A 24,696-nucleotide genomic window follows, 5' to 3' on the forward strand; every position below is an offset into this window, starting at 1 on the left:
TAGTGTAATAGAGAGGGAGCTCTCCACTACACATTACCGTTCTAGTGGGCGGTTCGTAGCCTCTATGTTGAGGAAGTGAACCGCCCGTTAGAACGGGTTATATAAATAGAAGGAGGCGTTATAATGGAAGCGAATTTGAATACGCAAAAAGCTGGCGGAGAGAAGCCATCATTGTTCGGAATGATCACTTCTCCTGGTTTACAGTTTGAGAGAATGAAGACGAGCGAGAAAGTTTGGGGTATGTTCTTCCTAATGGCGCTATTACAAGGGTTGTTAAGTGCTTTTACTACATACGTTACGAATACGTCACCTGAGATGGTGAAAATGAAAAAAGAACTAGGTGAATTTGCAGGACAGAGTTCACTGACATCCGATGTTATTTCCAGCATTGTGTCGGGTACTATAGGTGGTATGTTGGTAACATTCGTCGTTGCAGCTATTTATAAAGTGTTTATGATGTTCTATGGGAATGATACCTCTTATAAAAAATTAATAACGATTATTGTATATGCGAACATTGTTGTTATTATTGGTGGATTTATTAATGCTATTATAGCTTTAATTTTAGGTGTCGCACCAACTGCATATACAAGCTTAGGACCACTATTTGAGACAGGTTCAGTTGCTTATGGAATAGGGAGTTCGATTGAAGTATTCTATTTATGGAATATCGTTTTAATTTGGTTAGGACTGCAAATTACAGCGGGAGTAAGTAAAGTGAAAGCAGCTATTCCAATTATCGTCTTATTCATCATTAAAGCGTTATTCTTAGCAGCGATTGTTATGTTAATTACAGCATTTTTACCAAATATGCCAGTATAAATAAGGGGGCGTTATAATGGAAAAGAATATTAATACGCAAGATGTAGATTCGAAAAAGCCGTCATTATTAGGGATGATTACATCTCCAGGTGAACAGTTTGAGCGAATGAAGACGAAAAGTCCGGTTTGGATAGCTTTCCTTTTATTTGTTCTAATTGGGACGGTTACGACAGCTGCGGTATTTTATTTATCAGTGGTTAATACCCCAGAAGTGGCAAAAGAAATGAATGGCCAAGATGGGGAAATGATAAAATGGTTTGCACTTGGTGGCGGAGCACTTTTTGGTTTATTTGGAACACCTATCGGCCTCTTTATTGCAGCAGGTTTCTATAAAGTGATTATGATGTTAATGGGCAATGATACTCCTTACATGAAGATATTATCTATTTACTTATACGCTAATCTTGTTTTCTACATTGGGAGCTTGTTAAATGTAGGATTAGGTTTGATTTTTGAAGGAAATGGAACGGATGCTTATACAAGTTTAGCTCCTTTATTTGAAAAAGGAACAGTTTTAAATGGCATTGCATCTTCAATTGAGATTTTTAATATTTGGAGTTTAATTTTAACAGGATTAGGGTTACATATTGTGGCTGGCTTAAGCAAGAAACAAGCGACAATTTTAATTGTAATTTTCTTTATTTTAACGATAGGACTAGGTTTTCTAAAAGGTTTAGGAAACAGTTTTGGCGCATAATATGATTGGACTAAAAGGTGGCTCTCTCGAGAGTCACCTTTTTTATTTTTACCCTTATTTCAAATACGACTAGCAGAATTTCAAATTCTACTTCGTGTAATTTAAAATTTCGGCGGTAGTATTTAAAATTACTCACAGTGAAATCGCTTCTTTATTTTTATATTGTGGAGGTACCGGCGGAATAACAAAGAGGTATACCTTTTAGAAACAGGTACTGTGTGAAGCCAGCGACGTTTACAGAGACAGTTGTGTTGTATGAAGGAATGATTGTAAATCAAATAAAGAAGTTAGGTATTTATCAAGATCATGAAGAGTATTATCAATGTGGTTTAATTGGTCTTTGGCATGCATATGAAAGGTATGATGCGGAGAAAGGAAGTTTTCCTGCATATGCAGTTATAACTGTGCGTGGTTATATATTAGAAAGATTGAAGAAAGAGTTTGCAGTGCAAGAAAAGTGTGTATGTGTAGGGGAATATGAGGATATCTTCCATTTTGAAGATATTGAAATGAGAGCAAAGGATTTTATGAGTGTATTAGATGAGAAGGAGAAGTATATTATTTTCGAACGTTTTTTTGTAGGGAAGACGATGGGGGAGATCGCTAGCGAGATGGAAATGACCTATTATCAAGTGAGGTGGGTGTATCGGCAAGCACTTGAGAAAATGCGGAATAGCTTAAGAGGATAAATAGGATTATAAGAATGGAAGGCAAAGGATATTGCTTTCCATTCTACTTATTCTGTTAAGGTAGTAAATGTAATAAGAGGTTTTTAAATTGTAGTGAATCTTGCATGTTCATACGTGATAATACGTATCCAGCTTTTAATAATTGCTGTTTTAACTTATGGGGACTGATATGTATTGTTGTAGTAGTGCCATTTGAAAAATGAATGTTAGCTTTTTTACTCTTTTTGAAAAATTCTATGTCATCTATATGGTTATAAAATAGCCATATACAGTTTGGAGAAGAAGGAGATTCTGTCGGGAAAGCACAAATATATTCTCGATGATTAATCGGAATTGGGACATTTTGTTTAAATTTAAAGTTTGTTTGGACTGCATTACGTCTACCTTGATAAGTAGAGTGAACATTGGTTAGACAAGATTGCTTGATGAGTTGGAGAGCAGTTTGACAGGAGTAAAGATGGTTTCCGCTACTTTCGATAATTTTTGTTTGATAATAAGGGTGCTTGTAAGGTTCCAGCATCATTGTAGAATTAGAAATAATAATATCATTTTCTTCATTCATAAATTTGATTCCTCCCTTATAAATGATAGTAATACCAAATATAATTATATACGAATTAAGTGAATTAATTGTTAATATTCCGTTTCATATTGTAAATTTTGGCTATTCGTTTACAATCAATAGATGTTAGTCTTTCTAATTTGCATCGCTTGTACATATATATGAAAATAGAAAAGAGTAGGCGGTGAGATAGTATGAAGAAAAAGTATATTATTATGGCTCTAGTTGTCGTGCTTCTAGTATATTTAGCAAATAGTAATCCGAGTAAAGGTGAATATACGGACTGGGCAGCAAAGCAGTTTATGAAACGTAATGATGTAAGTAAGAAGCTAGACGAAGTTCAAAAGGAAAATGAAGAGGGTCTCCTTGGCGATTTAGCATCGGCTGGTAAGAAGTTGGCGAAAAAATATGTTGAGCCACAAGTTGGATTATTAATCGAGAATTATACAAAGCGAAATGATTATATTTTCTTCTCAACATATACGACTGAGTTTGATATAGGCGGAGAACATTATAAATATGTATGCGTCGGTTTTTCAAAAATCTTTATTCCGATTGAAATGCCGAAGAAAAAAGACGAATCTGCAAAATGATGCAGATTCGTCTTTTTGTTTATAAGGTAATAGGAACTTCAGATACATTCTTTTCTACGAGACGAGCACCTTTTTTTCGGGTATTATCATTAATTGTTGAAAATACAGATGAGGCAAGAATGGTATCCATTACTTGATTTACGACTTGTGCATCGACGGGTGTGATCGGTTTTTCGATAGAAAAAACAACTGTTTTTCCATCTTCTTTCGCAAAAATTAATTCTAGTACTTGCATACTTTATTTCCTCCTTTTTATTTATCGTGTTATATGCGGGTAGGGCGATCGGTGTAATCAGCGGGGGATGCCCCCCACTGAGTAAAGTTTAACCTTATAGGGTAGAAAGATCTGATGTGCTAACAAGTTGTATAGCGTGAAGCGGTGATGCTTGTAAAGAAGCAAGAGCACGTGCTACGTTTTGTACTTGCTCTAAGTTTGCGTTTGTTTTAACACGCTTAAATTGTTTTTGCTTAAAAGCTGTTTTTCCGTTCTTATCTAATCCACTGTTTAAGACAAGACGTAAAGTTAAGTCTGTTACGATTGTTTCGACTGCCATGTTTATCACCCCCTTTCACTTTATAAATAGGGTGCAAATGTCATGTTTTGGCGTGAAATTTATTCTTTTTTTTGGTACTCTTAAAAGATTAAGAGAGGGGCTTCGGAAGAATGAAACGTAGATGGTTATTTTGGATTCCTGTTTTACTATGGATGGGGTTGATTTTCTATTCCTCGGCACAACCATATAAAAAGCAGGATATGCGCTCGGATATTGAACAATATGTAAATGTTGAATTTGTGAAAGAGCATTTTTCGTGGGTATCTATCGATTATGGTGGTGGTACACCTGTTAGCATTGCAAATAAAGGTGTAGGCGGATTTATTGAGTTTTTCCTTCGTAAAGGTGCTCATTTTATGGTGTTCTTTATGCTCGGTTCATTGACGTATTATGCTTTTCATCGATCGGGTTATTCGAGAAAAAGGTGCTTCCTATACGCTCTTCTATTCGTTGCGGGATATGCAACATTTGATGAAATTCATCAATGGGCTACGGGAGATCGTACACCGATGTGGCAAGATTCATTACTGGATACGTGCGGCGGATTAACAGGAATTATAATAAGCAATTGGTTTTGGAATAGAAAAAGGAGCTAATCTTTTGAGATTAGCTCCTTTTGTTTATACACCAAGTAATTCTTTTAGTTCATCTGTAGATAGTTCGGTCATCCAGCTATCGGTTGTAATGACGGCGTTGTTTAATGATTGTTTTCTTTCTAACATTTCATCAATTTTCTCTTCGAGTGTCCCCGTTGTAATAAGTTTATGAACGTGAACGAAGCGTTTTTGACCAATACGATATGCGCGGTCTGTTGCTTGGTTTTCTACAGCTGGATTCCACCAACGGTCGTAGTGAATGACATGGTTGGCAGCGGTTAAGTTTAAGCCAGTTCCACCTGCTTTTAACGATAAGATGAAAATGTCATACGTTCCGTTTTGGAACTGCTCGATCATTTTGTCACGTTCTTTCTTCGGTACACTACCGTTTAAGAAGAGGACGCGCTGACCGAAATGTTCTTCTAACACATTTTTTAGCATGTTCCCCATACCGATGTATTGTGTGAAGATTAAACAACTTTCATTTTGATCTTTTATATTTTCAATTAGTTCCATTAGCGTGCTCGTTTTCATGGAACGTTCAATGATGTCTTTTGGTTCTGTTTCTTTTAAATAAAGAGCGGGATGGTTACAAATTTGTTTAAGTTTGTTCAGCATTAGTAATATAAATCCGCGTCTTTCAATCCCGCTTAATCCTTCTACATTTTGCAATGTATCTTGAACAAGTTGTTCATATAAGGAAGCTTGTTCACCAGTAAGTGGACAGTACGCTTTCTGTTCTTGTTTATCAGGCAAGTTTAATGCGACGGTTTGATCTTTCTTCGTACGACGCAGTAAAAACGGCGAGATAAAACGTTGAACTTGTTGGATTTTTCCTTCATCACGGTCCTTTTCAATCGGTGAGACGAAGCGGCGCTGGAATTGTCCTAAGCTGCCGAGATATCCATGATTAATGAAGTCAAAAATAGACCAAAGCTCGGCAAGTCGGTTTTCCATCGGTGTACCGGTTAAAGCGATTTTGTGATTTGCTGGCAAGTTTCGTACTGCTTTCGACTGTTTCGTATGTGGGTTTTTAATATTTTGTGCTTCATCCAAAATAACAGCATCCCAGCATAACGTACTAAGTTCTTCTTCATCAAGCTGAGCTAATGCATAAGATGTTAATACAACATCTGCTGATTGAAGGAAGTCTTTAAATGATTCGCCTTTCGCTCGGTTACTTCCATAATGTAACTGAACACGTAAATTTGGTGCGAAACGCTCAAATTCTTTTTGCCAATTTCCAAGAACAGATGTCGGTGCCACGATTAAAGCAGGGCCTGTTTGGAGATTGTTCTCTTTAATATATAGTAAGTAAGTGATCGTTTGAATGCTTTTTCCAAGTCCCATATCGTCAGCTAATAATGCTCCGAATCCAAGCGTTCTTAAATATAATAACCACTCAATGCCATGTTGTTGATACGGACGGAGTGTTGCGTTTAGTGCAGAAGGGACAGCTACTTTTGGAATATCTCCAATGTGCAATAGTTTTTGGAATAGCTCTTCATAATATCCATCTAGCTCGATTTCAATATCGGTAAATGGACTATCTTCTTCTACAATTTCTGTTTCAGCAGTGTTTGATAAATGTTGCTGAAGGACATCTTTCATTTCTAGTCCATATTTATCGGCACGGTTCATAAGCTTTCGTACTTCTTCAATAAAGGCTGGATCCAGTCTCATCCATTGACCATTTATATTGAATAACCGTTTGTTTTGTTCAACGAGTTCGAAAAATTCGCTTTCGGATAAATCAATGCCGTTCGTTGAAATGCGCCAATCAAAGTTAACGAGTGTATTCATGCCGAAGAAAGATTGCGTTTGCGTGGCATTTTGCTTCAGCTGCACACGTAATTTTGGTTTTGTCGCTTTTAAATTTTGCCACCAGGATGGCAGTAAAATCGTAATACCTGAAGCGAGTAATTCGTTACTTGCTTCTGTTAAGAAGTTCCACGCTTCTGTTTCAAAGAGCTCACTTCGGAATGTATCGCCTTCTTTTAACCACGGTACGAGCTTACTGAATCCTTCTTGTGTTTCAAGAATACGTTCTTCATAATCGTGCCATCGTTTTGGCAAAGAATCGATACTTTCATATACATATATGCGATGTGCCCCGCGCTTTGGTGTAACAATTGTCTCAAGCTTCCACATTTCAAATTCTTCTTGCGGCTCTTGTAGCCGTAGTCCGATTGTAAAGGGAAGGTCATCTTCAATGTAACCAATTTTTCGAAGCCAATCTTCTTCATGTAGTGCTGCATCCAATTGTCTTTTCGTAAAGTCGTAATGTTCATAAAGTCTCTTGGCATCTTCCCACCCATCGTTTGAACGGTTATCTTGTAATATGCTTTCATTTACCGCGGTCGAGAAAAGAGATACCAATGTGTCATCTTCGATTGGGGTATTTTGCACTTTCCAAGATGGTTGCTGAGACCAACGCTCCATATCAGGTACGAAGCTACCGCTTGTGAAGGCATCCCATAATTCGTTCGCATCTTTCGTAAGTGCTGTAATAGGGCCATTCATTTGAATATGGGCAAAGGAGTTCATCGGTTTATTAGCGATGTATTCAAATGCTTGTGCGTTTGTTAGCATAACACCTTGTTTTCCTTCAAAGGTCACTTCTTTTAGAAACGTGCCGTAGAAGGAAGTGGAGTGCCACGTAAATGCATTTCGTTTCCAACTTGTTACGGATAATGGAGTACCGCTGTCATCTTCTCCCCAAAGGAACCAACCTTGACTAACGTGCTGGAGCCTAATTGTTACTTCAGTTTGATTGATCATCGATTAATTTTCCTTTCCGTAATTCCTCTTGTAGTGCACGCAGACGTGAATGTAAGTTTGCGATGTGAATAATGAAAGCATCCCATTCATCAGTGCGCTTTAATCGTTTATATAATGTACGTAATTTCTTTAAGTAACGAACTGCACGTCTATATGATTTGCGGTTTCGCTCTTCAATGGCCTCGGTAGCAGCAAGGTGATAAAGAGGAAGGGCTGCTTCTGGTGCTTCCTTTTCAATATCTTTCAGTGGCTCTTTCAAAAGTTCAATTGCTTCAAACCCATGTAAGAGCTGAAGTTCTGCCCATGTACGATATTGCTTTTTCGCGAGTACGTATTGCTCATAGTTTGCGAAACTATATGGTAATAGCTCTTGTAAAATCATTTCGAGTCCGGCTTGTTCATTTATATGGGTTGCATACGTTTCATACATGATGACAAATAAGCGAACGATATCTTTTATGAAAATTGTATTTTCGTGCTCATGTATCGTTTTCTTCACTTGTTTATACGTAAAGGAAAGCCAGTTTTTCGCACGATCCCACTGCATTGTATTTAATAGCTCTTCTAACCAATAGAAGTACAGACTTACAACAGAAGCAGGCTGTTTTTTTAGTAAGTCCATCGCTAATAGGTCTTCGTCATTTAAAAAGAGTAGATGAGAAGATGCTAATGCTTTGGAAAGTGGATTGATTTTCGTATCGATTCGCTTTTCTTCTTCTTGCAGTTTCTCTTTATTGTGTAAGAGTTCACTCCATATGTGACGATAAATAAAAAATCTTTCTTGCGTATAGGCGTCAGTGGAGAAGAATACTTCGTGAACGAGACGAGCTGTTTCTTGCAAAATTGCTTCAGACTCTGAAGGAATCGCTTCTGATTGTAGGTCCCGAACGATGGATTCCACTTTATCTACAAATAAGCGAACGACGTTAACAGGCTGGTGATAAGAATACGTTTTATTTGCTTCGAAGTCCTGAATTTCTTCTAATAATTTTTGAAAGCAATAAAGCGCTGCGTGTAGCCTGAACAACTCATGTATCGCAACGATACGCGGAGCTTTCCGCTCGAGTTTCGTATAGAAGTCTGTAAAAATACTCATAAGAAAATACATTTGTTTATAAGTAAGCCGAGCTTGTTCTTTTTTAAATGATTCATATTCGTTGTCAAAATACGATTGCCAACTTTTATAATCCGTTTCTTCAAACGCTGATGATTGCAATACTTGTCTTGCAGTTCGAATAGGAGGAAGGGAAGGTTTCGTATTATTTTTAAATAAAGTTAATACATCTCCTACTTGCCCAAAACTAGATGCTGCAGATAGTAAAATAGCGAGCATATGCTCACATTGCGTTGGTGCAAAGCAATCGCAATAGCTTTCAGCGACGTTACGAATCGGGATATGGACGCTATATACGCTGCCTGCAGCATCTACAGTTCCTGATAGCGTATAACCATCAAAGTCAACGTTGTAGACAACACCACTACGATATAGGTGCCGAGCTGTAGCGACATGTTCCTGATCAGCTGTTTGCTGTGGATCTAGTCCTTGAACGAACTCATTCGCAATCATCATAATTTCATCTTTCGTAATTGAGTGTTGCAGCATAATATTCCTCCGTACACATATTTCTTTCCTTTACCATTATAAACAAAAAATGCTCAAAACAGAAAAAATGAAATTGGGATTATCATATTGTAACTGTGAATGGAGATGGAAAGGTGTTTTTCAATATTTTTGAACGGCATCTTTTTTGTAGTTTACTTCTCTTGTCAATCTTGTTCAGTAAATCGATATTTCGTGTCGAATCGTTGATATATTTTTCTCTGCTCGTGTTTACGAAGGGAAAATAAAAAGGATATCATTTAGCCGAAAAGATCCGACGAGGTGATATCCCTTTTTTACAATTATGAGCGCGTTTCCTTTAAAATCGCGTGCACATATGGATCATGTAATATTTGTTCTACAATTGGTAACATGTTTTGTTCGAATGGAATATCGATAGGAAATGGCTTTTGTGAGCCGGGTTTGATTCCATATTGGACAATTTTGTAATGTGTATTTGCTTCAGAGCTGAGCACAATTAATTTATATCGATTGTCATCGCCAGCGAGTGAAAAGTCAATGGAAGTAGCGTCGTATGTGACTTCATCTTTGTATATATATGGTTTGGGTGTACCGACCCAGTCTACTTTTGCTTGTATATTCATGAGTGTAACCTCCTTTATATGTATTATAAAAAAATAAAAGCCAGCTCTCAATAAAGAGAACTGGCTTTAGCAGTCATTGGTTATTTTAAAATTTTCACTTTAACAGTTTTGCGTCCCCATTTTTGAGCAGCGCTATCTGATCCAAGTAGGATGTCGATACGGTTACCTTTAATTGCACCGCCAGTATCTCCAGCGATAGCTTCTCCGTAACCTTCTACCCATACTTTAGATCCTAATGGAATTACTTTCGGGTCAACAGCGATCATTTTCATGTTTGGGTTCGCTGTTAAGTCATGACCCATTGCAGTTAATACACGGCCGCCGTATGTGCCACCGTTTTCGCTCGGATGAGCTGTATATGCTGTAGCTACAACTGTTAACTCACGACCACCAGAAGGTGTGCTAGTTTCAGCAGCTTTCACAGCAGGCTTAGCAGCTGGTTTTGCTTGTGCTGCAGGTGCTTGCGCTTTAGCTGGTGCTACAGTTTTAGCAGGAGCAGGTTGTTCTTGTTTCTCGATAACAGGTGCTGTACCTGTTAAGAAAGGAACGTGAACATAAGCTGTTTTCCCGTTATATTCAAATTGTAACCACTCATTTTGTACTTGTTTCGTTGTTTCGATCATATCGTCTTTTTTCAACGTTCCAAGAATTTCTGAGTTTGTGTTCGCTTCAGCACGTACGTTTAATACGTTAGCTGTTACGTAGTAGATGCTTTTTGTAAACTCTGTACTTACGAATGCGTCTTTACCATCTAAAGTGATTTTTGACCATCCGTTCTCTGTATTTTGAACATCTATTTTATTCCCGTTTAGTAATTTACCGACAACTTTTGATTCCGTAGTAGGGTTTTCGCGTACATTTAGTACGTCTGTTGTTACAACAGTTTCTGCATTAGCAGATGATGTGAAAATCCCAAGACCAAAAACTGCTGCTGTTGCTATTCCAATTAATTTTTTCATGATAGCCTCCATTGCGTTTGTTTTCGTGTCCTCATTATAGCAACAGATTTTTTCGGATTTCGGGAAAACACACAATTACAAACCATTCGTAATCAGTCGTTAACATCCTGTAATATAACAAAAAATATAAGAAAGCGTTTTTCATTCTATGTGATTAGTAGGTTTCTACTTATATTCAAAATATTTAATACAACATATATTTTTCGGCGTAAATAAAAATATTACAGGAGTGTTACATAATGTTTACTAAACGATTACATTCCTTGAGTATTTTACCGTTTTATGGGTAATATAGTTATATAAACATAAACATTTCGTTTGTGAAACTATAAACACGTGCTATATACTAGCAAAAAAACCGCATAATTGTTACAAAAAGAAAGGGTTGCAAGGAAGAAAAATGCCCTTTTTTACATCTGTAACACATCCTTTTTTGGGAAAATACATTCCCATCCGCATTTTTCTCACACAATTTGACAGCAGTATTTCGATCTTGTAGCTCTTGCAGAGTGAAAAGGTTATACGGAAGGTAAGGCTGTCCATAAGAATTCGAATTGGTGAAGGTGAAAGTAAGAAAATCACCGTAAAATTATAGTTTTCTATCCGATTTTACATATCGGAATTTATGTTATTTACAAAAGTGAAACCTACGAAGGGGGATTTGATGAGGAAACTGACAAAAACATTCATCGTATCATTAACATTATGTATTGCATTTACAATTTGGGGGATTATTCCCGAATCTATTATTGGAAAAGGTAGCTTAGGAAATGTAACAACCGCAATTCAAACTGCATTAGTTAGTAAGTTTGGATGGTTCTATATTATTTCTGTTTCTATTATATTAGGTGTGTCTATCTTTTTAATTGTTTCGAAATACGGTTCTATTCGTTTAGGTAAAGATGATGATGAACCTGATTATAGTTATATGACATGGTTTGCTATGCTATTTAGCGCTGGTATGGGTATTGGTTTAGTTTTCTGGGGCGTTGCCGAACCATTAAACCATTTGTACGCACCTCCGTTTGGAGAAGGTGCAACTGAGGAAAGTGCGCGTCTTGCACTACGTTTTTCATTTTTCCATTGGGGATTACATCCGTGGGGACTATATGCATTTGTAGCGCTGTGTATTGCTTACTTTACTTTTAGAAAAGGAAAAGCAAGTACGATTAGTGCGACAGTAGGTCCGTTATTTAAAGGCGGGGAACATGGACGTATTGCTCATTCATTTGATGTGTTAGCTGTTTTCGCAACTGTGTTTGGTGTTGCAACATCATTAGGTCTTGGTGCGAAACAAATTGCTGGTGGTGTTAGTTATTTAACATCTATCCCGAATTCATTGCCGACACAGTTAGTTATTATTGCAATCGTAACCGTTCTTTTCATGTTATCTGCGCAAACAGGTCTTGATAAAGGAATTAAATATTTAAGTAATGCGAATATTATTTTGGCGTTTGCACTTATGATTATTGTATTATTTGCAGGTCCAACAAACTTTATTATGAATTACTTCACTTCAACAATTGGTTCTTATATTCAGGAATTGCCAAGCATGAGCTTCCGTTTAAGTCCATTAGATGAAGGCGGAAATCAATGGATTCAGTCATGGACAATTTTCTATTGGGCATGGTGGATTGCATGGTCACCATTCGTAGGTACGTTTATTGCACGTGTTTCACGAGGACGTACCATTCGTGAGTTTGTTATCGGTGTGTTACTCGTACCGACCGTAATTGGTGCACTTTGGTTCTCTGTTTTCGGCGGGACTGGTATTCATATGGAACTGTTTGGTGATGCTCATATCTTCGACAAAGTGAAAGAGATGGGAACAGAAGTAGGGTTATTCGCTATGTTCGATCAGATGGGAAGCTTTGGATCAGCTTTATCGGTATTAGGTATTCTACTTATTGCAACATTCTTTATTACATCTGCAGACTCTGCGACATTCGTTTTAGGGATGTTAACGACACATGGTAGTTTAAATCCACCAAACCGCATTAAAATGGTTTGGGGTATCGTTTTAGCATCGATAGCTTCCACCTTATTATATGTTGGTGGATTAGAAGCACTGCAAACGGCAGCTATTATTGCGGCATTCCCATTCGTCTTCGTTATTTTCTTTATGATGGCGGCATTATTTAAAGAGTTACAAAAAGAAGGACATATGAAGCGTCATAAATAATAGAAGGAAAAGGGCTGATTTTGTATCAGCTCTTTTTTATATAGAAGGAATTTGAACTGCAAGTAAGGGAAATAAAATACTTTACTATATAAGTAGTATGCCTTTTACGCAAAGGAGAATCGATATATTTCGACAATATTCGATATCTTGCGGGTTCTATTCGTATTTTTGACAAAAAATTGTCGGAAATGTGTTGTCACGTTTATGTATATGTGCTATATTATTTCCTGTAAGCGATTTCAAATAGTTTTAAAGCGCATTCAAGGGGGACATCAAGAATAATGAAACGTTACGAAAGAAAGTGGAAGCATATTTGTTTGAAACGTGTGGCACATCGTAGTGTCCAAGAAAACACGGAACCTAAGACTGAAACGCGCAACGAACAGCAAGAGAAGCAATTGGTTCTACAAAAATAGCAATCACTTTTTCGTATATAAATGAAGGTCGATCGTTCGTTGGGGGATGGACGTGAAATTACTTTCAGCTAAGGGGTATTGTCTGATATATATAATTTATACGGCAATAAATCAGCACAGAGCATACGGCGCTCTGTGCTGATTTTTATTTTGTAAATAAAAATCAGTGGGAGAACTCCCACTGATTAAAGTTTTACTTTTCTTTTTTGAATCGAACTGTTTTATCCCAGCCAATGACTTGTTTCTTGCTCTTTGCACGTAAGTATAAAATTAAGCTGCGAATGAATAAGTACGTAAAGAGCTGTGCGTACGTAAAGTACATGATAACACTAATAAAAATATTAGTTGGTGTAAAGGTTCGTTCCACACTCTGGGCACTAAATAATTGAGAAACATATGTAATATATGCGACATACCACATAAATAGTAGCGGAATGCTATATTGAATTTGGAATATCCCGAGTAACCCAATTACAAACCAAACGTTCGAAATGATTAAGAATAGCCAAAATACAACATAAACTAAAACTTGTTGTAAGGAATGGACGAGAAGTTTTCCTTTAAAGAAACTTAAGGAAGAAAACATTTTTTCTAAAATGTACAAGTTCCCTTGGAGCCAACGTGTACGCTGCTTAATAAGGATTTTTAAATGCTCAGGTTCTTGTTCCCATGTAATCGATTCTGGAACGATTGGTAAGAGATAGCCTTTTTGTGTAATTCGTAATGTTAATTCAGCGTCTTCTGCAATTGCATACGGATCATAACCGCCAAGCTCTTCTAATGCAGAGCGGCGAAGAAGCATGTTTGTTCCTGTTAGTGAACCTGTTTGGAATAGTAACCAGCGTCCGGATTGCATAAGGAGCTGGAAGATTTGAAATTCTAACGAAATCATTCGTGTTAGCCAGTTTCTTTTTTCATTTACAGTACGAACGTGACCAACAGCTCCAACAGCATCCTCGGTTGTTTCAGCGTGTTCTACAAGCATTCGCAGTGCATGTGGTTCAGGCTGGTTATCTGCATCATACACACAGAAGTATTCACCATCTGAAATACTAAGACCATAGTTTAATACACGCGATTTCCCTTTTGGTTCACCCGCCGGAACACGAATGTGACGAATATGAGCATAAGCTTTGTCAAAATCATCACCAATTTCAGGTGTCTCATCTTGAGAGTTATCGTTTAATAAATAAACAGTTAGTTTGCCTGGATATTCAATCTTCGCCATCGCCTCTAAAGTATCTTTAATAACGACACCTTCATTGTGGGCAGGTATTAAAATATCGACGCTTGGATAATGTTCTAGCGTACGATCTTTTCGTTTACTATTTCGGTGAATTAAGCCTGCGAGTGTTAAGAAAGAATAGTAAACAAGTAAGGCAGAGAATAGAAAGGCTGTAAAGATAAGTATATATTTAATCGAAAATGTGATACTAATCCAAAAAACGAGTACGCAAAACAGAAGGAATAAAAGCAGTATAACGAGTGTCATCATAATAACGTCTTTCCTTTGTTCCCAATTTGCTCGCGTGAAATTTGTATATCTTTGATCGCTTCAGCAGCAAGCCATTGCTCCATTTTTGGCTTTAGACGGTTCATTACAATGTCAGCACCGGCTTCATTTGTGTTTTGTAATAAAATAACGAGCTTATTATTATCGTATTCAGCAGCAAGATCAAATTCATCTCTTATCGTTTCAACTAATAATGAAGCTACACGGTCTATAACACTTTCCTTTGTATATTTACTAAAGGAATTGAAATCAAAGTAAATAATAACGCCTGTTTCATTACGACGATTCATTGCAGTGATTAATAATGCTTGTCGTCTTTCGAATTCTTGTCTTGTTAATAATTTTGATTCTCCAATGTATTGTTCTAACGTTCTCACACGTTCGGTTAATTCTTTATTTTCATGAATAACCTTTTTTAATAAATGAGTTGAGATATATACGATGAAGAAATTTGCTACCATTAGGAAGTGAGTAATAATGTATTCCCATTGTTCTGATGTACTCCACAAGTAAAGCCATGCTTGGTAGAACAGATAGAATACAGAAGTAATGGTTCCTAATATAAAAAGAACAAATGCGGTTTTATCAGTCAATAATAGAAATAGTACATTAACAATTACATATATAATTGTGAAAATGAGAGCATGCTCATATTGCGTTACATGTACAGTTGTAAAATAAAATAAAATTTGTAAAATCCACATAGAGAGGACTTTATAGAAGTTATTTTTCACAAAACTTTCCTCCTTAAAGGTAATTCATGCAAGGATACTTGTAGTATGCGCAATTATTAAGAAATAGACCGGATGACTAGGTTATTTTGGAGAGTAACCACAAGTAGTATCTCTCTTTTGCAAGAAAAAATAAACAGACTTACTAATTATTGTATCATAATGTTCTTATATTTAAGCATAAAGTATTTAATATATACCAAAAAAATATACAACATATAATAAAAAGCCCCCTCTTTAGAAAGAGGAGACTTTGCATCATTTTATAGGAACATCATACCTGCAACTGCTGCATTTAAGAAGTTTGCTAATGTACCAGCGATAACTGCTTTAATCCCTAACTGTGCAATTTGTTTACGGCGAGTAGGAGCTAACGTTCCTGTTACACCTAATTGAATTGCGATAGAAGAGAAGTTTGCGAATCCACAGATTGCGAATGTTAAAATTAAGTTTGTTTTTGCAGAGAACTCTGCCATGTGTGGTCCCAAGTTTGCGTATGCAACGAATTCGTTGATTGCAAGTTTTTGACCGATAAAGCTTGCTGCTTGTACAGCTTCACCAGGAGAAACCCCGATTAAGATTGCAAATGGTGATAGTAAGTAACCGAAGATTAAATCAAGGCTAAGTTTAATATGGAACAGAGAGCCAATTAATCCTAATAGACCATTTAATAAAGCGATTAATGCGATGAAAGCCATTAACATTGCTGCTACATTAATAACAAGTTGCATACCTTCAGATGCACCACGTGCAGCTGCATCAATAACGTTTGCGTCTTCACGTTCTGTAGAAAGCTCAACGTTATTATCTACTTCTTCTGTTTCTGGCATAATTAGTTTTGCAATTAATAAACTTGATGGAGCTGCCATAATTGCTGCTGCTAATAAGTGTTCTAACGGAATTCCCATCGCTGCATAGCCGACAAGAACTGACCCAGCAACAGCCGTCATACCACTTACCATAATAGTGAAGAACTCACTATTTGTTAACCGTGCTAAGTAAGGTTTGATTAAGATTGGTGCCTCAGTTTGTCCTAAAAATACAGTTGTTACTGAGTTTAAACTTTCTGCTTTAGAAGTTCCAAGAAGTTTACTTAATGCACCACCAACGACACTAACAAATTTCTGCATAATACCGAAATGATATAAGATTGCTACTAATGAACTAATAAATACAATTGGAAGTAGTGCTTGAATAAAGAAGACAAATCCCCAAGGGCCTTTTGCGTTGACTAAATCCCCAGCAACGAACTTAATTCCCTCGTAAGAAAAATTGATTAATCCTTGAACACCATCAGCAGCGTATTTTAAACCTGCTTTTCCGGCATCCCATCGTAATACGATAAATGAAAATGACATTTGTAATGCTAGCGCGATTAAAATTGTGCGCCAATTAATAGCTTTGCGGTTGGAAGATAGTAAAAAAGCAATTGCTAATACTCCAATCACGCCGCCAATTCCCCATAAAAGATTCATGCAGTGTATGCTCCTTCCTCATAGTAAAAAAGTGTATAAACCAGTTGTCTATACGTTTGCGAATATAACATCTTAAGTAACTTATCATAATGGACATCGGAGGTCAAACGTCTAACGAAAAGTTTAAATAAAAAGAAAATTCTTCAAAAAAACACATATAAAATGATTAGACATGAAATAGGTTATGTTTTTTATGAGAATATATACATTATGATAACGTTATGGGTTATTTTTGTGGAATATAGTGTATGAAATAGGGAAATAGATACATTATTTTTTCTTGGATATAGGTGACACATACTAAAAAGAGCCTTCTAGTAATCTAGAAGGCTCTAAAAATATAACTTAAGGTGCTTTTGTGTATCCTAAGAAATGGCTCTTCCAATAAGAGTTACTTAATGAAGCGATTGCTACACCTTTATCTCCGGCTTGGATAAATGATCCGCCCCCAAGATAAATACCCATATGAGAAGGACCTGCTTTATAAGTGTCTTTGAAATAAATTAAGTCACCTGGTTGTGGATTTGAAGTTTGTGGTAGGCTACTCCAATATCCTGCAACACTTTGACGACTAATGTTATGACCAAATTTCTTAAATACGTGGTAGATGTAACCACTGCAGTCAACACCAGTAGCAGAAGTACCGCCCCAAACGTACGGTACGCCTTGCATTCCTTTTGCATATGCAAGTATGGAAGAACTGTCACCACTAGTATTGCCTGTATTATTGTTGTTATTGTTTTGATTGTTATTTTGGTTGTTGTTAGGCTTATTATCTACTGCGCCACCAACTGGTGTTTTAGATAGGAAACGTGTTCCGATGTAACCATTTTGACCGTTGTAGTTAATTTTACTCCATCCAGAGTTTTCAGAGATTACTTGAACCTTCTGTCCTTGTGGAAGTGCGCCTATGATTCTATAATTTGTACCTTCGCCGCTACGTACGTTTAGTGCAGAAGCATTAATGTAGTAGTCACCAATTGCACCTTGATTAGGTTGTTCAGGCTGTTTCGGTTGTTCAGGAGTAGAAGTGCCACCTTTAACGAATTTTACAAATTCGCTACTAACGAAGCCTGTTTTCCCTTGATAGTTTACTTTAAACCAACCGTTTTCAGAACCAACTACGTTTAATGTAGTACCATTTAACACGCCACCAATTACACTATGGTAAGCAGCAGGGCCTGTACGAACGCGTAGAGATGTTGCGTTAACAACGTAAGTACCGCCAGTTTGAACAGTTACATTATTATTTTGTTCTTGTTTGTTATCTTGGTTGTTTCCTTGTGTAACGTTGTCGTTAGAACCGCCTTTTGTTACGTAGTCTTTGCTTACGTAAGCAGTTTGTCCTGCATAATTGATTTTGAACCAATCTTGAACTTCGCCAACAACTTGTACAACTTGTCCTTTTGTAACAGAACCTACAGTTGTATGAGAAGTGCTAGGGCCTGTACGAACACGAAGGGAAGATACATTTACTGTATAGTTTCCGCTTGCTGGTTTTACAGTTGTTTCGTTGTTCGTATTTGTATTGTTGTTTGAAGAACCCGTATTGGAAGAAGCGCCAGATACAAATTGGCTACTTACATAACCTACTTGTCCATTATGGTTGATTTTCACCCAACCATTTTCTTGACCAATTACATTTAATGCTTGTCCTTCATATACACGTCCTGAAACAGAACTAGAAGTGTTTGGAGCTGTACGTACACGTAATACATCAGCAGTAACTTTATTGTTTCCACCTGTTGTACTTACATTAGAATTGCTTGCTCCATTTTTTGATACAAATTCGCCACTAACAAATCCTGTTTGTCCATTAATGTTAATTTTGAACCAACCATTTTCTTCGCCAATCACATTTAATGATTGACCGTTATAAACACGCGAGATGATGTCGTGAGAAGTACTTGATCCTGCACGAACATGTAATACGCTAGTGTTTACCGTATAAGATGAGCTGTTTGATGCAGAAGCTTGGACAGTTGTAGCAGCTTTTTGTGTATTTTGTTCAGGGGCAGCTTGAACACTATCAAGTGTAGGTGCTGCTCCTCCTGCTACAGACACTGCCGCAAGACCGGCAAGGTATTTTTTCATAATTTGTCGATTCCTTTCTGTCTGTAATGTAGTGAAGAAATATTTACCAACTGTTAAAAATTCTAAAGAGCATGTCGATTACTGTCAAGACTTATGCGGTAATCTGAATATGACAAAAAGATTACAAAAAAAAATCAAGGCATAAATCTATACCTTGATTTCCATTTAAATACATATATTGAATGTAGAAAGGATAGAAATTATACGTTTTTAAGAAGATGACATATTGGATTGTAACAAGCTTTGAGAAAAGGATCTTTGCAGCATTTTAGTTATAGGACCAACTTGACCATCTTGAATTGCGGTTCCATCAAGGTGAGTCATCGGCAAAATTTCAATCGTTGTTCCTGTGAAGAAGCATTCATCTGCTTGATAAACATCGCGAATACTGAAAAGTTCTTCTCGTACAGGAATACGAAGGGTTTTCGCTAAGGAAAGGACATATTGACGAATGATGCCATTTAAAATAAGGTGATTGGCTGGATGTGTGTAGAGAGTTCCGTTTTTTATGAGAAAGAAATTAGAACAGCTTCCCTCAGTTACAGTACCATTTCGTACGAAAAGAGCCTCTTTGCAACCTTTGCGTTCAGCTTTCGTAGCAGCTAATACATTGGGTAATAAATTTAATGATTTGATATCACAGCGTAGCCAGCGCGTATCTGGTTCTGATATAGCACGTACACCATATTCAATCCATAACGCTGGTCTTTCTTTCTTCGTAATATAGGCATAGATTGTCGGCGGGACGTCATATGAGAATGTGTGGGTACGAGCTTGTACACCACGAGATACTTGTAAATAAATCGTTCCATCTTCGTAGAAATTATTATTTTCAATTAGTTTGTAAAGTAGGATAATCAGTTCTGCTTTTGAGAAAGGGAGTGATAATTCTATTTCTTCCATGGAGCGATATAATCTTGTGATATGCGGATCTAATAAGTGAAAGTTCCCTTTATATAAGCGAATAACTTCGTAGACACCATCTCCAAACTGCAAGCCTCTTTCTTCAAAATCTATGTACGCGTGATGTTTTGTTGTATCAATAACTGCATCATTCCATAGTACAAATTTTTCGTATGCCAATTTCTGTCCCATCCTTTCGTAAGTGCATAAGTAAAGTGAAGCTTTCATTCATTTGGAATAAAAATCACTATAGTAATTTTTATGTGAGTACTTCTTTACATATGACGTATATGTATTTGTAAATGGTAGAGAAGTAGTAGTGATTTACCCCGCTATTTGTGGGCAGTAATACTCCCACTTAAAAATTCAGCTGGGGCAAAGAAGTGAAGCAGGCGAATAACTGCCCGTAAATGCCCGATTGGTGAGGGCTGATAATCAGTAGGGTGAACACCCCCCCACTGATTAAAGTTTCACTTTACAGCATTTTGTATATACAAATTCGAAAATAAGAAATAAGAATCCTGCTTTTGAATAAAAAAAAGCAACATTCTTATGGAATGCTGCACAAGGAGGGTAGCTATCTTTCATAGGGACATCGTCTTATTGAATGTTTTGTGTATGGAAACAAAACATATTGAAAGACAATTATAAGAAAGTAGAAATAAACGATTCACATATTTCTTTAAGGGATCTTAGTAAAGATGAGAGATAAGAAATATATAGAACCTCGTTTACATATTTTATTATAGAGATGTTTCGTTAATTCTATGTGAATATTTGGTAAAGGTTATGTAATGTTAAAGTTAATGAATATAAGTGATTGTATGGAGAAATATAAAAAAAAGAGGCTGAGATTACTCAGCGCTCTTCTTTTCTTCTTTAATAGCCGTCTTTACTTCACCAGTTTTGGTCTTGTTACTTTCAGAGAAGCGAAGTAAGTCACCTTCAATGATTTTGTCAGACATGTTCAATTCATTTTGGGCACGATCAATGAGTGGTTGAGATTCTTCTTTTGGTAATTGTACAACTTCGCCAGTAGTACGGTCGTAGAATGTACTGTTCGTGTACATGTACTTATCTGTAACGAAGCTACCGTCACGAAGAACAACGAATCCTTTATTTTCTGGTGAGAATACATCATGACCGAATTGAACTTGATTCGTAGAATCTACACCAAGTAAGTTTAGAATTGTTGGTTTAATATCAATTTCACCAGTTGGTTTTGAAATTGTTTTACCTTCTTTTTGACCTGGAACGTGAATAAACATCGGCGTTTTTTGTAAGTTCATATGGTCAAATGCAGTGATTTCTTCTTTTCCTAAGAACTGTGCCATTGCACGGTTATGGTTTTCAGAAATACCGTAGTGATCACCGTAGAATACGATAACTGAGTTGTCGTAAATACCTTCTGCTTTTAGACGCTCAATAAAGTGTTTCATTGCTTCATCTAAATAGCGAGCAGTTACCATGTAACGGTCAAATACGCCATCACCAGAATTATATTCATCGATTAATTTCGTGCTGTCATCATAAGTGAATGGGTAATGGTTTGTTAAAGTAAGGAAGCGAGTATAGAACGGTTGCTTCACTTCTTTTAACATATCGATAGATTGATCGAAGTATTCGATATCTTTTAATCCCCAATTTAATTTCGTTTCTGGCGTAATCTTGTAGTCAAGCTCGTTGTAGTAACGATCATAACCAAGTGCCGGATACATAATGTTACGGTTCCAGAATGTTGCGTTGTTCGCATGGAATACTGATGTGTGATATCCTTGCTCACGTAAAATTTCTGGAGTTGCTGTATATTCGTTATTACCGTGTGTGAAGAATACAGCACCACGGTCTAGTGGATACATTGAAGTATCTACTAAGAATTCAGCATCAGATGTTTTTCCTTGCCCAGTTTGATGGAAGAAGTTATCAAAGTAATAACTTTCTTTCGTAAATTGGTTTAAGAATGGTGTAACTTCTTGTCCGTTAACCGTTGCACCAATTAAGAATGTTTGTAATGACTCAAGAGAGACAACAATTACGTTTTTCCCTTTTGCAGTACCAAACATATTTGGATCTGGTTTGCTTTGCGTTGTTTTTACGTAGTTCTCTGTTTCTTGTAATTTACTACCGTCAGCAAAAGCTTTTTGTGAACTTGATTTTGCTTGTAAGCCAAGATCATACACTTGGTGTACATATAAACCTAAGTTTTTAACAAGCATAACGCGGTCGAATGAACGTGTTAATAGTTCAGGACGCTCAGCTTCTGCAAGTCCTAAGTTTGCGAAGAAAATAGCAACTGTTGACACGAAGTATAGGGAACGCATTGGGCGTGCTACACGTTCTGTCGGTGCAAAATTCTTCATCTTCTTCAATAAAATGAAGAATACAATAATATCAGCAAATGCAAGGATAATTTTGTAGTTAAACAATTCTTTCACACTAGAACCTAAACTTCCAAAGTTAGATGTTTGTCCTAGTACTGGTAAAGTAACGAAGTCATTGTAGAATCCGTAGAACATTACGTTACCAACAAGAACGATTGTTAAAACAAAATTAATTCCAAGTGCTATATAGTTACGTTTTTTCCCTTTTGCAAATAATGCAAGACCAACAAGCAGTAATGATGCTGCTAATGGGCTAAGGAATAAAATGAATTCTTGCATGAAAGATTCAAGTTTTAAATCAAAGCTTGTGCGTGTAATAAGGTACGTCTTCAGCCATAAAGCTAAAGCTACGAATACAGTGAAACGCACATTTTGAAATTGTGATTTCAAGGTTTCTTTCATTCATTTCCACCCTTTCTCTATCAGGCTTGGTCGATTTTGGAGCGAAAAATGCTAAAATAAAAAATACATAGTTTTCTTGGCCATAATTAGAGGTTCTATATTCACCCATATACGACTATAACTATGCATACCCTTTTGGTTTCTTGTGTTGCTCATAAGCATAACGTCATTTCTGTATTATACAACAAAATTCATTTCTGAGAAACACTATAACATTTTACATTTTTTGTATAAGATTTGTCACTACCAGAGAAAACTTTAACATTCGTTTATACGTCCGTCAACTAGAAAATATAACAAAGGTAGAGCAGAATGTTAAGTGAAAGTGAAAATTTTCTGTGTTGAGAAATAAGAAATGACAATGGGTAAGCGGCTATCTAGAAACCTATTATATGAAGGGAAGTATGTAAAAATTAACGAACACTTGTTCTTTTTTAGTTTGTTTGTTACAATGAAAGTTCATTGATAGATTATGTGTAATTTTGATGAACTTTTACTGATAACATATTGTAGCTTATTTCTTTAAAAAAATAGGGAGGCTTTTACATGGAACAAAAATTTTCAGTTGAAGCGTTTTGGAAGAAAGCAAAACATGTTGCAAAGCAAGCAGGACAGTCGGTCATTTATGTAAGTTTATTATTGTTTTATGTTTTGCAAAGACCTGATGTTCCAAAGCGAGTGAAAATTATTGTGATTGGAGCACTTGCTTATTTTATTGCACCAATTGATGCCATCCCAGATTTCATTGCTGGAGTTGGTTATACAGATGATTTAGGGGCGTTAATGGCTGCTCTATTACAAGCGTCGTTATACGTCAATGAAGAGGTGAAAGATAAGGCACGAGTGAAGTTGGCAGAATGGTTTGGTTCGGATATAGACACATCCTTTATCGATCAGAAATTAGATCAATAGGTGAGAACTGTCATATGGTGACGGGGCGAACGTAAGCGAGGAAGTGCATTATGCCATCAGGAAGAACGCATACGACAATAAACTTAATATCCCTTCCGGTTGTTTTGTTTATGCTCTTTTCGTATGGATTAACAAACTTGGATTTTTTATTAACTTTTGCAATTGGCTTTTTAGTAGGTACTTCATTTTTAACGCCTGATTTAGATACATATAGTAATGCGTATAATAAATGGGGGTTCCTACGTATATTTTGGTATCCGTATAAGAAGGTCATGCCGCATCGCTCCTTCTTTACACATACAATTATACTTGGTGATGTGATTCGTATTGCATACATGTTAATTGTATTTTCTCCGTTTTTATTCCTATTAAATATAATTGCGTTTGACGGGAATTTAATAGAAATTGCGAAGGAACATGAGGTTGAAATTGTAACGTTCATAATGGGAATTGTTGTGGCAAGCACGCTTCACATTATAGCGGATAAAGTGAATACGCGCCGCAAGAAAATGATGAGAAAAAAGAAGAAGCGCAGAAGATAAAAAAACCGTCCCAAAAGGTATTTTGGGACGGTTTTTTCTTATTAAAAGGTTATCGTATCGCCGATGAAATTTCATTTGCCATTATGCGTGCTGCTTTAATCAAACGTTTGTTTAAAATTAAGCTTTCAGTACCTTAATACCTTTTACGATGTTCCAAATGAAATAGTATAAGCTAATGATGCTGCAAATACATAAAACGATGATGGATCCAATTCCGAATGTTACGTCTGGTTGTTCAGATCCAAGACCCATAATTCCTAAAATCATCACACCAATGAATGTAGCAATACTTGGGATAATATGTGTCCATAGAGCACGTTTTGCATGTGGTTTTGTTTCAGAATCGCCCACAATCCACACGATAATAGGGAATAAGATAGGGGCAAATAATACACTAAAGTATGATAAAGCTGCTAATATTTTGTTTCCGTTCATATATATCACCTCATAAATAATGTTCGTTGTTATACCTTTATTATGCAGGAGATTTAGTGAGCTTCCTATCGATAAACATTACAAGAACATGACGTTTTTGTAAGATTTTTATATTAAATAATAAAATTTTCAAAAAAATCTTTTTTAATAGAAATTGTTATGGTACAGTATAAATGAAAGTTTTGAAAACGTTTTCCTAAACGTTTTTTTTCTTTTTAGACTTAAAGGTATGATGACCTGATAGTCTATTGA

General features: G+C 36.4%; 22 protein-coding genes. 8 read left to right on the plus strand and 14 right to left on the minus strand.

What is annotated here, in order from left to right; all coding sequences use genetic code 11:
• Positions 1-123: 123 nt before the first annotated feature.
• The 3 genes from yknW (MNO09_RS03505) (at position 124) to MNO09_RS03515 (ending at position 2,208) form a co-directional block, all read left to right on the plus strand.
• The gene (yknW, locus tag MNO09_RS03505) at positions 124-822 is read left to right on the plus strand and encodes a YknW family membrane protein (RefSeq protein WP_000387950.1); all 699 of its coding nucleotides are present in this window, start codon (positions 124-126) and stop codon (positions 820-822) included.
• Positions 823-838: 16 nt separating this feature from the next.
• Positions 839-1,519, plus strand: a complete 681-nt coding sequence (yknW, locus tag MNO09_RS03510; RefSeq protein WP_241950088.1) for a YknW family membrane protein — start codon at positions 839-841, stop codon at positions 1,517-1,519.
• Between the two features lie 218 nt (positions 1,520-1,737).
• On the plus strand, positions 1,738-2,208 hold the full coding sequence (locus MNO09_RS03515; protein ID WP_070169217.1) for a sigma-70 family RNA polymerase sigma factor: 471 nt from the start codon (positions 1,738-1,740) through the stop codon (positions 2,206-2,208).
• Between the two features lie 55 nt (positions 2,209-2,263).
• On the opposite strand, the gene MNO09_RS03520 is transcribed toward MNO09_RS03515, so the two are convergent.
• Positions 2,264-2,770, minus strand: a complete 507-nt coding sequence (locus MNO09_RS03520) for a competence protein ComK (protein ID WP_001001399.1) — start codon at positions 2,768-2,770, stop codon at positions 2,264-2,266.
• 194 nt (positions 2,771-2,964) lie between these two features.
• Here MNO09_RS03520 and MNO09_RS03525 point away from each other — a divergent pair, with 194 nt between their 5' ends.
• Complete coding sequence (locus tag MNO09_RS03525; protein ID WP_000731403.1) at positions 2,965-3,363, plus strand: DUF4359 domain-containing protein; 399 nt, start codon at positions 2,965-2,967, stop codon at positions 3,361-3,363.
• A 19-nt stretch (positions 3,364-3,382) separates the two neighbouring features.
• Here the strand turns inward: MNO09_RS03525 and MNO09_RS03530 are convergent, their stop codons facing one another.
• On the minus strand, positions 3,383-3,598 hold the full coding sequence (locus tag MNO09_RS03530; protein WP_001197601.1) for a DUF2922 domain-containing protein: 216 nt from the start codon (positions 3,596-3,598) through the stop codon (positions 3,383-3,385).
• 94 nt (positions 3,599-3,692) lie between these two features.
• A complete protein-coding gene (locus MNO09_RS03535) occupies positions 3,693-3,917 on the minus strand; it encodes a DUF1659 domain-containing protein (RefSeq protein ID WP_000257711.1) in 225 nt (74 codons plus the stop codon).
• A 110-nt stretch (positions 3,918-4,027) separates the two neighbouring features.
• Here MNO09_RS03535 and MNO09_RS03540 point away from each other — a divergent pair, with 110 nt between their 5' ends.
• Positions 4,028-4,513, plus strand: a complete 486-nt coding sequence (locus MNO09_RS03540) for a VanZ family protein (protein WP_088107482.1) — start codon at positions 4,028-4,030, stop codon at positions 4,511-4,513.
• Positions 4,514-4,537: 24 nt separating this feature from the next.
• Here the strand turns inward: MNO09_RS03540 and MNO09_RS03545 are convergent, their stop codons facing one another.
• The 4 genes from MNO09_RS03545 to MNO09_RS03560 form a co-directional block, all read right to left on the minus strand.
• Entirely contained in the window at positions 4,538-7,294 is a 2,757-nt protein-coding gene (locus MNO09_RS03545) for a DEAD/DEAH box helicase (protein WP_088107481.1), read from the minus strand.
• The gene (locus MNO09_RS03550) at positions 7,278-8,897 is read right to left on the minus strand and encodes a hypothetical protein (RefSeq protein ID WP_000939123.1); all 1,620 of its coding nucleotides are present in this window, start codon (positions 8,895-8,897) and stop codon (positions 7,278-7,280) included. Before MNO09_RS03550 ends, MNO09_RS03545 begins: the two co-directional genes overlap by 17 nt.
• A 299-nt stretch (positions 8,898-9,196) precedes the next feature.
• Positions 9,197-9,499 (minus strand): DUF3910 family protein, encoded by a 303-nt coding sequence (locus MNO09_RS03555; RefSeq protein WP_001025274.1) that lies wholly within the window; start codon positions 9,497-9,499, stop codon positions 9,197-9,199.
• A gap of 80 nt (positions 9,500-9,579) precedes the next feature.
• Positions 9,580-10,458, minus strand: coding sequence for a cell wall-binding protein EntA (locus MNO09_RS03560; protein WP_000733335.1), 879 nt, complete (start codon positions 10,456-10,458; stop codon positions 9,580-9,582).
• Between the two features lie 664 nt (positions 10,459-11,122).
• Here MNO09_RS03560 and opuD point away from each other — a divergent pair.
• Entirely contained in the window at positions 11,123-12,640 is a 1,518-nt protein-coding gene (gene opuD, locus MNO09_RS03565) for a glycine betaine transporter OpuD (RefSeq protein ID WP_001229111.1), read from the plus strand.
• A gap of 609 nt (positions 12,641-13,249) precedes the next feature.
• Here opuD and MNO09_RS03570 read toward each other — a convergent pair.
• From MNO09_RS03570 to MNO09_RS03595, 6 genes are all read right to left on the minus strand, one after another.
• On the minus strand, positions 13,250-14,551 hold the full coding sequence (locus MNO09_RS03570; RefSeq protein ID WP_000988743.1) for a glycosyltransferase family 2 protein: 1,302 nt from the start codon (positions 14,549-14,551) through the stop codon (positions 13,250-13,252).
• Positions 14,548-15,303 (minus strand): GGDEF domain-containing protein, encoded by a 756-nt coding sequence (locus tag MNO09_RS03575; RefSeq protein ID WP_088107480.1) that lies wholly within the window; start codon positions 15,301-15,303, stop codon positions 14,548-14,550. The genes MNO09_RS03570 and MNO09_RS03575 overlap by 4 nt, the downstream gene beginning before the upstream one ends.
• Before the next feature lie 260 nt (positions 15,304-15,563).
• On the minus strand, positions 15,564-16,775 hold the full coding sequence (locus MNO09_RS03580; protein ID WP_001051032.1) for a NupC/NupG family nucleoside CNT transporter: 1,212 nt from the start codon (positions 16,773-16,775) through the stop codon (positions 15,564-15,566).
• 345 nt (positions 16,776-17,120) lie between these two features.
• Positions 17,121-18,869: a C40 family peptidase gene (locus tag MNO09_RS03585; protein ID WP_000760305.1), complete on the minus strand. Its 1,749-nt coding sequence runs from the start codon at positions 18,867-18,869 to the stop codon at positions 17,121-17,123.
• A 210-nt stretch (positions 18,870-19,079) separates the two neighbouring features.
• Positions 19,080-19,964, minus strand: a complete 885-nt coding sequence (locus tag MNO09_RS03590; RefSeq protein ID WP_078183253.1) for a D-amino-acid transaminase — start codon at positions 19,962-19,964, stop codon at positions 19,080-19,082.
• Between the two features lie 662 nt (positions 19,965-20,626).
• Positions 20,627-22,555, minus strand: coding sequence for an LTA synthase family protein (locus MNO09_RS03595; RefSeq protein ID WP_000665355.1), 1,929 nt, complete (start codon positions 22,553-22,555; stop codon positions 20,627-20,629).
• Positions 22,556-23,101: 546 nt separating this feature from the next.
• On the opposite strand from MNO09_RS03595, the gene MNO09_RS03600 reads away from it, so the two are divergent.
• Positions 23,102-23,467 carry a YkvA family protein gene (locus MNO09_RS03600; protein ID WP_088107479.1) on the plus strand — a complete coding sequence of 122 codons (366 nt, stop codon included), beginning with the start codon at positions 23,102-23,104 and terminating at the stop codon, positions 23,465-23,467.
• A 50-nt stretch (positions 23,468-23,517) separates the two neighbouring features.
• On the plus strand, positions 23,518-24,009 hold the full coding sequence (locus tag MNO09_RS03605; RefSeq protein ID WP_241950089.1) for a metal-binding protein: 492 nt from the start codon (positions 23,518-23,520) through the stop codon (positions 24,007-24,009).
• A 117-nt stretch (positions 24,010-24,126) separates the two neighbouring features.
• Here the strand turns inward: MNO09_RS03605 and MNO09_RS03610 are convergent, their stop codons facing one another.
• Positions 24,127-24,444 (minus strand): magnetosome magnetite crystal formation protein family, encoded by a 318-nt coding sequence (locus MNO09_RS03610; RefSeq protein WP_001014112.1) that lies wholly within the window; start codon positions 24,442-24,444, stop codon positions 24,127-24,129.
• Between the last annotated feature and the right edge of the window lie 252 nt (positions 24,445-24,696).

It is taken from the genome of Bacillus sp. N5-665 (assembly GCF_022637375.2).
Lineage (GTDB): Bacteria > Bacillota > Bacilli > Bacillales > Bacillaceae_G > Bacillus_A > Bacillus_A wiedmannii.

What these genes read in the sequence shown, in the direction of transcription:
- MNO09_RS03555 (WP_001025274.1), bottom strand. Translation starts at nt 9,499, where the DNA reads ATGAATATACAAGCAAAAGTAGACTGGGTCGGTACACCCAAACCATAT.
- MNO09_RS03535 (WP_000257711.1), bottom strand. Translation starts at nt 3,917, where the DNA reads ATGGCAGTCGAAACAATCGTAACAGACTTAACTTTACGTCTTGTCTTA.
- MNO09_RS03570 (WP_000988743.1), bottom strand. Translation starts at nt 14,551, where the DNA reads ATGATGACACTCGTTATACTGCTTTTATTCCTTCTGTTTTGCGTACTC.
- MNO09_RS03520 (WP_001001399.1), bottom strand. Translation starts at nt 2,770, where the DNA reads ATGAATGAAGAAAATGATATTATTATTTCTAATTCTACAATGATGCTG.
- MNO09_RS03580 (WP_001051032.1), bottom strand. Translation starts at nt 16,775, where the DNA reads ATGAATCTTTTATGGGGAATTGGCGGCGTGATTGGAGTATTAGCAATT.
- MNO09_RS03590 (WP_078183253.1), bottom strand. Translation starts at nt 19,964, where the DNA reads ATGGGACAGAAATTGGCATACGAAAAATTTGTACTATGGAATGATGCA.
- yknW (WP_000387950.1), top strand. Translation starts at nt 124, where the DNA reads ATGGAAGCGAATTTGAATACGCAAAAAGCTGGCGGAGAGAAGCCATCA.
- MNO09_RS03530 (WP_001197601.1), bottom strand. Translation starts at nt 3,598, where the DNA reads ATGCAAGTACTAGAATTAATTTTTGCGAAAGAAGATGGAAAAACAGTT.
- MNO09_RS03595 (WP_000665355.1), bottom strand. Translation starts at nt 22,555, where the DNA reads ATGAAAGAAACCTTGAAATCACAATTTCAAAATGTGCGTTTCACTGTA.
- MNO09_RS03540 (WP_088107482.1), top strand. Translation starts at nt 4,028, where the DNA reads ATGAAACGTAGATGGTTATTTTGGATTCCTGTTTTACTATGGATGGGG.
- yknW (WP_241950088.1), top strand. Translation starts at nt 839, where the DNA reads ATGGAAAAGAATATTAATACGCAAGATGTAGATTCGAAAAAGCCGTCA.
- MNO09_RS03585 (WP_000760305.1), bottom strand. Translation starts at nt 18,869, where the DNA reads ATGAAAAAATACCTTGCCGGTCTTGCGGCAGTGTCTGTAGCAGGAGGA.
- MNO09_RS03525 (WP_000731403.1), top strand. Translation starts at nt 2,965, where the DNA reads ATGAAGAAAAAGTATATTATTATGGCTCTAGTTGTCGTGCTTCTAGTA.
- MNO09_RS03550 (WP_000939123.1), bottom strand. Translation starts at nt 8,897, where the DNA reads ATGCTGCAACACTCAATTACGAAAGATGAAATTATGATGATTGCGAAT.
- MNO09_RS03610 (WP_001014112.1), bottom strand. Translation starts at nt 24,444, where the DNA reads ATGAACGGAAACAAAATATTAGCAGCTTTATCATACTTTAGTGTATTA.
- MNO09_RS03605 (WP_241950089.1), top strand. Translation starts at nt 23,518, where the DNA reads ATGCCATCAGGAAGAACGCATACGACAATAAACTTAATATCCCTTCCG.
- opuD (WP_001229111.1), top strand. Translation starts at nt 11,123, where the DNA reads ATGAGGAAACTGACAAAAACATTCATCGTATCATTAACATTATGTATT.
- MNO09_RS03600 (WP_088107479.1), top strand. Translation starts at nt 23,102, where the DNA reads ATGGAACAAAAATTTTCAGTTGAAGCGTTTTGGAAGAAAGCAAAACAT.
- MNO09_RS03560 (WP_000733335.1), bottom strand. Translation starts at nt 10,458, where the DNA reads ATGAAAAAATTAATTGGAATAGCAACAGCAGCAGTTTTTGGTCTTGGG.
- MNO09_RS03545 (WP_088107481.1), bottom strand. Translation starts at nt 7,294, where the DNA reads ATGATCAATCAAACTGAAGTAACAATTAGGCTCCAGCACGTTAGTCAA.